Origin of the sequence: Zymomonas sp., assembly GCF_020216885.1 — a bacterium.
Taxonomy (GTDB): Bacteria; Pseudomonadota; Alphaproteobacteria; order Sphingomonadales; family Sphingomonadaceae; genus Zymomonas.
Genome location: NZ_JAIWON010000012.1, coordinates 1 through 10,000, shown reverse-complemented (window position 1 = coordinate 10,000; position 10,000 = coordinate 1). Strand labels below are relative to the sequence as shown.

Here is a 10,000-nt window from a genome sequence, read left to right as displayed (position 1 = left end):
TAGAATAACCGCTTTTTCAGCTTGGTTCTTTATTCTTCATCTGTATCCAAGGCGTAACCGGCCGAGCGGACTGTCCTGATAAGATCTGGCAAACCGTCGCGATTTAAAGCTTTCCGAAGACGGCGGATATGAACATCAACAGTCCTTAACTCGATGTCACTATCCTGTCCCCAGATATAATCCAGCAGCTTTTCTCGCGAAAAGACGCGCCTTGGATATTCCATCAAATGCCTTAACAGACGAAATTCCGTCGGACCTATCGAAATATTTGTACCAGCCCGTTTAACGCGATGGCTAACAAGATCCATTTCTATATCATTATAAGTCAATTGTTCTTTGCTAAGGGCGGGGCGGATGCGACGCAACACAGCAAGCACCCTTGCAACCAGCTCGCGAGGTGAAAAAGGCTTGGTGACATAATCATCCGCGCCGGTTTCAAGTCCTCTAATCCGGTCGTCTTCTTCTCCCCGCGCCGTCAGCATAATAATCGGAAGATTAGCCGTTTCCGGATAACGTCGTAACTGTCGACAGACTTCGATCCCCGAAGTACCTTCTACCATCCAGTCAAGAAGCATAATATCGGGCGGGTTCTCCCGCGCCAATAACAAGGCTTCATCCCCATCTCGCGTATGAACAACTTCAAAATTTTGCTTGCTAAAATGCCATTTCAGTAATTCGGCAAGAGCGTCGTCATCTTCAACGAGTAGTAGCCGTAAAGCGGCCATTAGCTACCCTCCGATGCCAGCAAATCTTTACCACGCGTTCTTTCCGGCATTTGCTTGCCGGTAGCCGCAAAATACACCATTTCCGCAATATTTGTGGCATGATCCCCAATGCGTTCCAGATTTTTGGCGATAAACATCAGGTGGATACAAGTGCTTATTCTGCCAGAATCTTCCATCATATAAGTCAAAAGGATACGGAATAGATTGTTATATAATCCATCAACTTCCATATCATATTCTGCGACATGCAATGCCTTTTTGGGATCTCTTGCCGCATAAGCATCCAACACATTGCGCACCATTTCCGAAACCATTTCGCCCATAACCGGCAACACCGGCACAGGATGGATCGAAACCATATTTTGCAATATCGGGACACGTTTAGCGATATTCTTGGCGTAATCAGCCATGCGTTCAAGAATGCCTGAAATCTTCATCGCAGCGATCACATCACGCAGATCGTCAGCAAGAGGCGCTCGCAGAGAAATAATGCGCATAGCCACACGTTCGGCTTCTATTTCCAGTGCGTCAATTTCCTTGTCTTTTTCAACGATCTGGGTGGCCAATTCTTTATTGCTATGGATCAAGGCTTCCAATGTCGAGGTTAAGGCAATTTCCGTCAGCCCTCCCATCTCGCAGATCAGAGCACGCAACCCGCCAAGGTCTTCATCAAAAGCTTTTACTGTATGACCGATTTCCGATGCTTTTTTCATATTATCCTCAAGGCATTAAAACGCTTTAATCGAGATGATAACAGCGTTTTTCTTTTTTTTCCGCAGAGAAAGCACATAAACGATCAAAATTTATCCTTATGATCCATTCTTGATTTTACTTTGTCTTTTGATGACTAAAAGTTTTTACCCCCTGTCAATGACAGGAAAGTGACATATTTATTATGTTTTTATGACATCAAAAATCCCTTATTCAGGGAAGAAATCGGTCGTTGGCAAGAAAACCGTTACCGTCGTGCCTTTACTAGGGAGACTATCTATCAGTAATTCTCCCCGATGATGCTCGACGATTTGTTTTACTATGGCTAACCCCAATCCTGTTCCCCCTAAAGCGCGACTGCGGCTATTATCCACTCGATAGAAGCGCTCCGTTAGGCGGGGAATATGATGAAATGGAATACCATCACCTTCATCTGCAATAGCTAATTTTATTCTATGATCGTCAGTATTATCGAGCGCGACTTTAATTTTGCCCTCTTTACGGCCATATTTTAAGGCATTGCCGATAATATTATAAAGGAGCTGCGTTAATTCGGCGCGGTCACCCTGTAAGCTATCACTGGATAAATGATTTTCGAGTGTGATTTGGGTTGCTTTCGCCTGTCCTGATGCCTGAATATTAGACACGACCTCTTCAACTACAGGTGACATATGAACAATATCATTGGGTAATGAAAATTTTCCGGCTTCAATCCGGGAAAGAGACATTAAATCATCGACCAGATTTTGCATTCTTTTGGCTTCACGCGCCATGATCGACAAAAAATGATGACGCGTATCGTGATCTTTAATGACATCATCATCTTCTAATGTTTCAATAAATCCGCTTAAAGTCGCGAGCGGCGTCCGCAATTCGTGACTGGTATTCGCAACAAAGTCTATTCTAACCTGTTCTGTTAAATGAGCCGTGCTTTGATCTCGCAACAGAATGAGCCGTTGCTCTTCGTTCAAAGGATAAGCGTATAATTCCCAGCGACGATTAACGCCTCCCAATCCGGCAAGCAAAACAGGGGTCATATTATCAAGCGGCTCGGTTAAAAGACGGATAGCCGCAGGATGGCGAATAGCCATTCTGATATCACCCCCTTCAATATGCATACCTAGCAAATTTTCAGCGGCAGGATTAGCCACTTCAACTTGCCCTTGATTGACCAGTAAGGCTGGTTCATCCATGGCTATAATAATATCTGCCGCTGTCGCTTGAGAAAAAGGATAGGCAGAATCCGTAAGGCTATTCCCGCTTTTACTTTCAGGAAAAGGGGTTGATGCTTCGGCAATATTTTTAAACCACCATCCCCAAAGGATAACAATCAACAGAAGCGACAAGATCGGCCACCCGACAGGAACATGACTGACGGCAATAATAAATAGAGCTAGGATCGATAATCCGGATAGATAGACAGGGATAAATTTAATAACGCAGTCCTTTCTCGGCCTTGATGGGGGAAAGTCATTATAAATGATATTTTTATTACAATTTTATGATAGTATCGGATTTTGTGTAAAAGATAGTTTTATCTCTTGTCGAAAATATTTTTATACCGATAATTCTTTGGTATTTTGAAATTCCTTATTAAAAATCAAGCTTCTGTCCTATCCGACGGATAACTGATTGTAGCCATTGTCAGAAGAGTAGGAGGCCTTTAAAAGGCAAGCATGAATAAAGAGGAACAGCGCAAAAACAGCGCAGCACAATCTATCCGTTGGCATTTTCCTTCTATCCATCCAGAAGGTCGGAAATTCTTCGTTATTGCGGTCATTATTTCCGCTATCATCACCTATTTTAGCTGGTTATGGATGGCATGGCCTTTAGGTGTTCTCTGTTTTTGTGTCGCCGCGTTTTTTCGCGATCCGATCAGAACAGTCCCAGAAGGTGAGGGGCTGATTGTTTCCCCTGCGGATGGTATGGTCTGTCTAATTGCAGATGTGCTGCCGCCGCCTGAACTGGCTGGCGTAGACGGATTAGGTGATGCGCCCTTAACGCGCGTTTCTATCTTTATGAGCGTTTTTGATGTGCATATCAATCGTGCGCCGGTTCCGGGACGCATTGCCCGTATTGCCTATATCCCAGGTGCTTTTGTGAATGCCGATCTCGATAAAGCTAGCGAAAAAAACGAGCGGCAGCATTTCATGATTGAAACGAAAGAAGGCCTCAATATCGGTCTGACGCAGATTGCCGGTTTAATTGCCCGTCGGATTGTTCCTTTGACCAAGGTTGAAGACTATGTCGAACGGGGCGAGCGTATTGGGCTTATTCGTTTTGGAAGCCGCCTTGATGTCTATTTACCAGTAGGGGTAACGCCCCAAGTCGCTCTGGGACAGCGTTGCCTTGCCGGCGAAACCATTCTGGGGCAGATTGGATCACAAGTTAGGCCGCTGACGGGGAGGCGGTTATGACCTTTCCTAAAACCCGCTCAAAAAACCGATATCAAAACGAAAGACGCAGCATTCCTGTTCGGGCATTGATGCCTAATGCTATTACCACTTTGGCTTTATGTAGTGGATTAACCGCCATTCGTTATGCGGTATCCGGTGAATGGGAACATGCTATCTATGCTATTTTAGTAGCGGCTGTTCTTGATACCTTGGATGGCCGCGTTGCCCGTCTTTTAAAGGGGGCTACCCGTTTTGGGGCAGAATTAGATTCCCTTTCTGACGCCATCGCCTTTGGAGTAGCCCCTGCAATTTTGGTTTATCTTTGGTCATTACAAAATTGGCCGCGTTGGGGCTGGTTATTTGCCCTCTCTCATGCGGTTTGTTGCGCGTTACGATTGGCAAGATTTAACGTCAATATCGATTATCTCGATCAACCTCACAAATCAGCCGGCTTTCTGACAGGGGTTCCTGCACCTGCTGGAGCTAATTTCTCGATGATGCCTTTATATGCTTGGTATGTCTCGGGATATGATCTGTTCCGTATGCCTTTATTAGTCGGTTTATGGATCAGCTTATCGGCGTTCTTGATGATTGCCGATCTTCCAACATTTGGCTGGTCAGTGCTTCGGGTTCGCCCAAAATTGCGGTTGGGATTGTTGGTTATGGTTGCGGTTGGTGCCGCGGCTTTTATTAGTGCCCCTTGGGCAGTCCTATCGGTTTTCAGTGTTATTTATACGGTAATGCTACCTTTTGGGATTCTAAGTTATAGCAAGATAATGAAATCTAAAGAAAAAACTATAGTCACAGAGGACGCTTGAAAATCCACTCTAATTCTATCAATCCGATCTCCAAAATAGGTGGAGGGGTGGTTCTTTCAATCAGACCTTCACCTAACTTAAAATCAATTTAATCTGTTTATAAAAACAATCTTTCTGAAAGAAGAGGCTTATCGTTTCTTTCTTCATCAATAGCTTCTTTTAAAAAATTATTTTTTCTCTTTCCTCTGATGCATCATCAGGGATTTCAAACCAAGTGAAAAATCTTGGTCTTGCTTTCATAGAAAGCGTTTTCGGCGCCAATTTAATATTGATCGTAATCGCTTTATGAATTGGCCGAAAATAGAAAGATGAGATCCAACGCCCAATATAACGGATATCTTGGATCAGACTTATTACGCTGGATAAAGCAGCAACAGACAATATCCCCCAAAAACAAAAAGTTATCATTGCTTTTCCTTTCTTAAAGACAGCATCAGATTTTAATTTAAGTTCTTGTTTTGTTCCAAATTGCTTCCCACCTTCATCATGAAAACATGACGATTCTGTCGTGTCTAGAGTAAAAATAGCATAATCTGTTATATCATTATGCCGTGTTATCCCTTTTGTTCTTCAAATGTTCCATTGTCAAGCTGGAACTAAAAACTGGTTAAATCGCTATAACTGATATAAAATAACCGAAGCAGCTTATCCTGCTCTTGATTTTTGGGCGCATTATAGTTACTGCGCCCCATATCTCACACTCGGGGTTTTTGAACGACCGGTGCCTTTCGTCGATCCGGAAGGTCACTTCCCCGAAGAGGTTTAACCGGAAGGAGAATAATTATGGCGGTACCTACCGTTACTATGCAGTCTTTGTTGGATGTTGGCGCCCATTTCGGTCACCAGACCCATCGTTGGAACCCGAAAATGAAACCTTATATTTTCGGTGATCGCAACGGCATCCATATCATGGATCTGTCTCAGACTGTTCCTTTGTTCACCCGCGCCCTTGACTTCATCAGCCAGACGGTTGCTCACGGTGGTAAAGTTTTATTTGTCGGCACCAAGCGCCAAGCTCAGGAACCGATTGCTGACGCCGCTCGTCGTTCTGGCCAGTTCTTTGTCAACCACCGTTGGTTGGGTGGTATGTTGACCAACTGGCGCACGATTTCTGGCTCCATCAAACGTTTGAAGAGCCTCGAAGAAAAGCTGTCCGGTGATACCGCTGGTTTCACCAAGAAAGAAATTCTTCAGCTGACCCGTGAACGCGACAAGCTCGAATTGTCTTTGGGCGGTATTCGCGATATGGGCACCATCCCCGACATCATGTTTGTCGTTGATGCCAATAAAGAAGAATTGGCTATCAAAGAAGCCAACACGCTGGGTATTCCAGTTGTTGCTATCCTCGATTCCAACGTCAGCCCCGATGGTATTGCTTTCCCGATTCCAGCCAATGATGACGCAGCCCGCGCTGTCCGTTATTACTGCGATGCGATCGCTGAAGCCGCTACCCGTGGCGATCAGCAGAACCGTCAAGAACTGGGCGAAGATCTCGGCGCAGCTGTAGAACCAGCGGCTGAAGAAGCTTTAGCTTAATATTGCGGTTTCATATCAGCGTTCTTTTTATCCGCGATATGAAACACTGATAATTTAGAGGCAGGGAAGACTTTCCCTGCCTCATCCGTAACATAAAGAGGAAAACTATGGCGGAGATTACCGCTGCAGCCGTGAAAGCTCTGCGTGAGCGCACTGGCGCAGGCATGATGGATTGTAAAAAAGCCCTCAACGAAGCCAACGGCGAAATGGAAGCTGCTGTTGATTGGCTGCGTGCCAAGGGTTTGGCTGCCGCTGCGAAAAAATCAGGCCGTCAGGCTGCTGAAGGTCTCGTCGGTGTTATGATCGATGGTACCAAAGGTGCCGTTCTCGAAGTCAACAGTGAAACTGATTTCGTTGCCAAAAACGAAAAATTTCAGGATTTCGTCAAAGCTGTTACCGCTCTTGTTCTCGAACATGGCAGCGATATCGACACCCTTTCCAAGGCTCCGCACCCAGCCGGTGGTTCCGTCAATGATGTTCTGACCGCGAATATCGCAACGATCGGTGAAAATCAGGCTCTGCGTCGTGCGGCTCTTCTTGAAGTCGAAAACGGTGTTGTTGTTCCTTATATTCACAATCAGGTTGCACCAGGCGTTGGTAAAATCGGCGTTTTGGTTGCTCTCGAAAGTGAAGCCCCTAGCGATTTCCTCGAATCTTTGGGCAAGCAGATTGCTATGCATGTTGCCGCTGCTACCCCGTTAGCTTTGGATGAAGATTCTCTGGACGATGCTGCTGTTGAACGCGAGCGCGCTATTGCACAGGAAAAAGCCGCAGAATCTGGTAAGCCAGCTGAAATCGTGACCCGCATGGTCGAAGGCGCTGTTGCGAAATATCGTAAAGAAAATGCCCTTCTTAGCCAGATCTTTGTTGTTGATGGCAAAACTCGTGTTTCCGATGTTGTCAGCAAGGCCGGTAAAGAAGCCGGTAAGCCGATCACGCTGAAACAGTTTGTTCGCTTCCAGCTTGGCGAAGGCATCGAAAAGCAGGAAACTGACTTCGCTGCTGAAGTCGCTGCTGCCGCTGGCGTCTAATTTTATTCGTCATCAGGGTCAACTTCTCTCAAAATAGGAGAAGTTGGCCTTTTTTATAATCCTTTACTTGGCATAGCGATATTTACTGATAGAAGTAGAGCTTACCTTGTTTCGATAGTCACGAGAGGTATTGACGGTGTATAAACGCCCGCGCTTCAACCGTGTCCTGCTTAAATTGTCAGGCGAAGTGTTGATGGGTCCCGGCCAATTCGGGATTGATCCGGCGACTGTCGCCCGCGTTGCCGATGAAATTCGAGCTGCCCGCGAAGCCGGATACCAGCTATGCATTGTTGTCGGTGGAGGCAATATCTTTCGGGGATTAGCAGCAACCGCCCGAGGCATTGAGCGTAGCAGTGCCGACTATATGGGTATGCTAGCAACCGTAATGAACGCGATTGCTGTCCAAAATGCGCTTGAAAATCTTGGCGTTGATACCCGCGTTCAATCCGCTATTCCGATGCCAACCGTTTGCGAGCCTTTTATCCGTCGGCGGGCGGAGAGGCATATGGAAAAAGGTCGGGTCGTTATTTTTGCAGCAGGTACAGGTAATCCCTTTTTTACCACTGATAGTGGTGCGGCCTTGCGTGCAGCTGAAATGAAATGCGATGCCTTGTTTAAAGGCACTTCGGTTGATGGTGTCTATGATGCCGATCCGAAAAAGGTAAAAGAAGCCAGACGCTATGACTGTGTTTCTTTCAATCGCGTTCTGGCTGATGACTTAAAAGTTATGGATGCCAGCGCAACGGCTTTATGTCGCGATAACAATATTCCGATCGTTGTTTTCAATATTCGGGAACAAGGCAATTTCAGCCGTGTTCTTAAAGGCGACGGTGTGTCAACGATAGTATGTAATGAGGAAGAATAATGGCTGCCTATAATAAAGCCGATCTGGAACGGCGTATGAAAGGCGCAGTGGAATCATTGAAGAGTGATTTCTCCGGTCTCAGAACAGGACGCGCCTCGACCAGTCTGCTCGATCCGGTTACCGTTGATGTTTACGGTGCCAATATGCCCCTTAATCAGGTGGCGACTGTTTCTGTCCCCGAACCACGTATGATCACTGTTCAGGTCTGGGACAAAAGCAATGTCACGCCCGTCGATAAAGCCATCCGTTCAGCCGGTCTGGGTCTTAACCCTATTGTTGATGGGCAGATGCTGCGTCTCCCTATTCCCGATTTGACGGAAGAACGTCGTAAAGAACTCGCAAAACTGGTCGGACAATATTCCGAAAAGGCACGTATTGCTGTTCGTAACGTTCGTCGTGATGGTAATGACCAGATCAAGCAGGATGAAAAGAAAAACGAAATCAGCGAAGACGAGAAGAAGCGCTTCGAAAATGAAGTGCAGAAACTAACGGATAAAACAATCGCTGACATCGATGCGCTGGCTGTGCACAAGGAAAAGGAAATCCTTGGTAAGTGATAGCCCCACTGGCCAATTCTGCGGAAAAACCGCATAAGTCTGCATCTTTTGTGCCTCGTCATGTTGCCATCATTATGGATGGCAATGGACGATGGGCTTCTGCGCGCCATTTACCTAGAATTGCTGGGCACAAAAAGGGTGCCGATGCGGTCAAAGCAACAGTACGGGCAGCCGCAGAAATGGGCATTGAGGTTCTGACCTTATATGCTTTTTCTTCTGAAAACTGGCGCCGTCCTGCAAGCGAAGTCGCTGACCTTATGAGGTTATTGCGGCTTTGCCTTCGGCAGGAAATGCACAATATCAAAGAACGCGGCATTTGCCTCAAGGTAATCGGCGATTATACACGATTTGATCCAGATTTAGTCGCTTTACTCAAGCAGGCGATTGAAATTACAGCCAATAATACAAGGCTGACTTTAGTTTTTGCCTTGAATTATGGCGCACAAGACGAATTGGTTCATGTAACCAAACGCATTGCAGAGAAAGCCAAAGAAGGGCAGCTTGATCCCGAAAATATTGATGTCGGGACAATTGAATCTCTGTTATATACCCATGATTTACCGCCTCTTGATTTGGTTATCAGAACCTCTGGTGAAAAGCGCTTGTCCAATTTCTTATTATGGCAAGCCGCTTATGCCGAGTTACTGTTTATAGATACCTTATGGCCTGATTTCGGCAGCGAAACCCTGAAAGCTGCGGTAGAAGAATATGCACGCCGAGAAAGGCGCTATGGTGGCTTGTGAGTGAGCTAAAACTTCGCATCATTGTTGGACTTTTATTAGCGGTTCTGGCGGTTGGCCTTATCTGGGCAGGCGGCTATGTCTTTGCTCTATCGGCTGCGGTCATCGCTGCTTTGATATTCCGCGAATGGCGACATCTGACTGGCGCCTCTTTAGGCTGGATAATTGCCGGTTTTTTCTATGCTCTTTTACCCGTATTAGCACTGACTTCATTGCGATTACAGCCTAATGGCCTCTGGCTGGTAAGCTGGATTGTGGCGGTCACAGCTGCAACCGATATCGGTGCTTTTTTTTCAGGGCGGCTCATTGGCGGTGCCAAAATATGTCCAGCTCTAAGCCCGAAAAAGACGTGGAGCGGCCTGATCGGTGGAATGATAGCGGCTGCTATTACGGCTTATTTTATTGCAGATTTTGGTCAGCTTCCTTTCATCATGAAGGTAGCTGGTGCGCCTATGGCTGTTGTCGCCCAAGCCGGTGACTTTTTTGAAAGCTGGCTGAAAAGACGTGCCAATGTCAAAGATTCCGGCAATCTTTTACCTGGGCATGGCGGTATTATGGACCGTGTCGATGGACTGCTGCCAGTGGCTTTACTGACGGATATTTTAATAAAAATTGGAGCTT

12 protein-coding genes are annotated in these 10,000 nt (G+C 46.1%); 8 read left to right on the top strand and 4 right to left on the bottom strand.

Features of this window, described 5'->3' with window-relative positions; all coding sequences use genetic code 11:
* Positions 1 to 29: 29 nt before the first annotated feature.
* The 3 genes from phoB to LDL18_RS00670 form a co-directional block, all read right to left on the bottom strand.
* Positions 30 to 725: a phosphate regulon transcriptional regulator PhoB gene (phoB, locus tag LDL18_RS00680; protein WP_296506093.1), complete on the bottom strand. Its 696-nt coding sequence runs from the start codon at positions 723 to 725 to the stop codon at positions 30 to 32.
* Entirely contained in the window at positions 725 to 1,438 is a 714-nt protein-coding gene (gene phoU, locus LDL18_RS00675) for a phosphate signaling complex protein PhoU (RefSeq protein WP_296506091.1), read from the bottom strand. Before phoU ends, phoB begins: the two co-directional genes overlap by 1 nt.
* 207 nt (positions 1,439 to 1,645) lie before the next feature.
* Positions 1,646 to 2,782 carry an ATP-binding protein gene (locus LDL18_RS00670; protein ID WP_296506088.1) on the bottom strand — a complete coding sequence of 379 codons (1,137 nt, stop codon included), beginning with the start codon at positions 2,780 to 2,782 and terminating at the stop codon, positions 1,646 to 1,648.
* A 330-nt stretch (positions 2,783 to 3,112) separates the two neighbouring features.
* Here LDL18_RS00670 and LDL18_RS00665 point away from each other — a divergent pair, with 330 nt between their 5' ends.
* Both LDL18_RS00665 and pssA read left to right on the top strand, forming a co-directional pair.
* Positions 3,113 to 3,853 (top strand): phosphatidylserine decarboxylase, encoded by a 741-nt coding sequence (locus tag LDL18_RS00665; protein ID WP_296506086.1) that lies wholly within the window; start codon positions 3,113 to 3,115, stop codon positions 3,851 to 3,853.
* Positions 3,850 to 4,650 (top strand): CDP-diacylglycerol--serine O-phosphatidyltransferase, encoded by an 801-nt coding sequence (gene pssA / locus LDL18_RS00660; RefSeq protein WP_296506085.1) that lies wholly within the window; start codon positions 3,850 to 3,852, stop codon positions 4,648 to 4,650. The genes LDL18_RS00665 and pssA overlap by 4 nt, the downstream gene beginning before the upstream one ends.
* Before the next feature lie 159 nt (positions 4,651 to 4,809).
* Here the strand turns inward: pssA and LDL18_RS00655 are convergent, their stop codons facing one another.
* Positions 4,810 to 5,031: a hypothetical protein gene (locus tag LDL18_RS00655; protein WP_296506083.1), complete on the bottom strand. Its 222-nt coding sequence runs from the start codon at positions 5,029 to 5,031 to the stop codon at positions 4,810 to 4,812.
* 402 nt (positions 5,032 to 5,433) lie between these two features.
* Between LDL18_RS00655 and rpsB the strand changes: the two genes are divergently transcribed.
* From rpsB to LDL18_RS00625, 6 genes are all read left to right on the top strand, one after another.
* On the top strand, positions 5,434 to 6,186 hold the full coding sequence (gene rpsB / locus LDL18_RS00650; protein ID WP_011240983.1) for a 30S ribosomal protein S2: 753 nt from the start codon (positions 5,434 to 5,436) through the stop codon (positions 6,184 to 6,186).
* A gap of 107 nt (positions 6,187 to 6,293) precedes the next feature.
* Positions 6,294 to 7,217, top strand: a complete 924-nt coding sequence (tsf, locus tag LDL18_RS00645; RefSeq protein WP_296506078.1) for a translation elongation factor Ts — start codon at positions 6,294 to 6,296, stop codon at positions 7,215 to 7,217.
* Between the two features lie 136 nt (positions 7,218 to 7,353).
* Positions 7,354 to 8,082 carry a UMP kinase gene (gene pyrH, locus LDL18_RS00640; RefSeq protein ID WP_011240981.1) on the top strand — a complete coding sequence of 243 codons (729 nt, stop codon included), beginning with the start codon at positions 7,354 to 7,356 and terminating at the stop codon, positions 8,080 to 8,082.
* Positions 8,082 to 8,639, top strand: coding sequence for a ribosome recycling factor (frr, locus tag LDL18_RS00635; protein ID WP_296506066.1), 558 nt, complete (start codon positions 8,082 to 8,084; stop codon positions 8,637 to 8,639). The genes pyrH and frr overlap by 1 nt, the downstream gene beginning before the upstream one ends.
* Positions 8,636 to 9,382, top strand: coding sequence for an isoprenyl transferase (locus LDL18_RS00630; protein ID WP_296506064.1), 747 nt, complete (start codon positions 8,636 to 8,638; stop codon positions 9,380 to 9,382). The genes frr and LDL18_RS00630 overlap by 4 nt, the downstream gene beginning before the upstream one ends.
* Positions 9,379 to 10,000 (top strand): phosphatidate cytidylyltransferase (locus LDL18_RS00625; protein WP_296506062.1); only part of this gene is annotated, 622 nt, incomplete at its 3' end. The genes LDL18_RS00630 and LDL18_RS00625, both read left to right, overlap by 4 nt.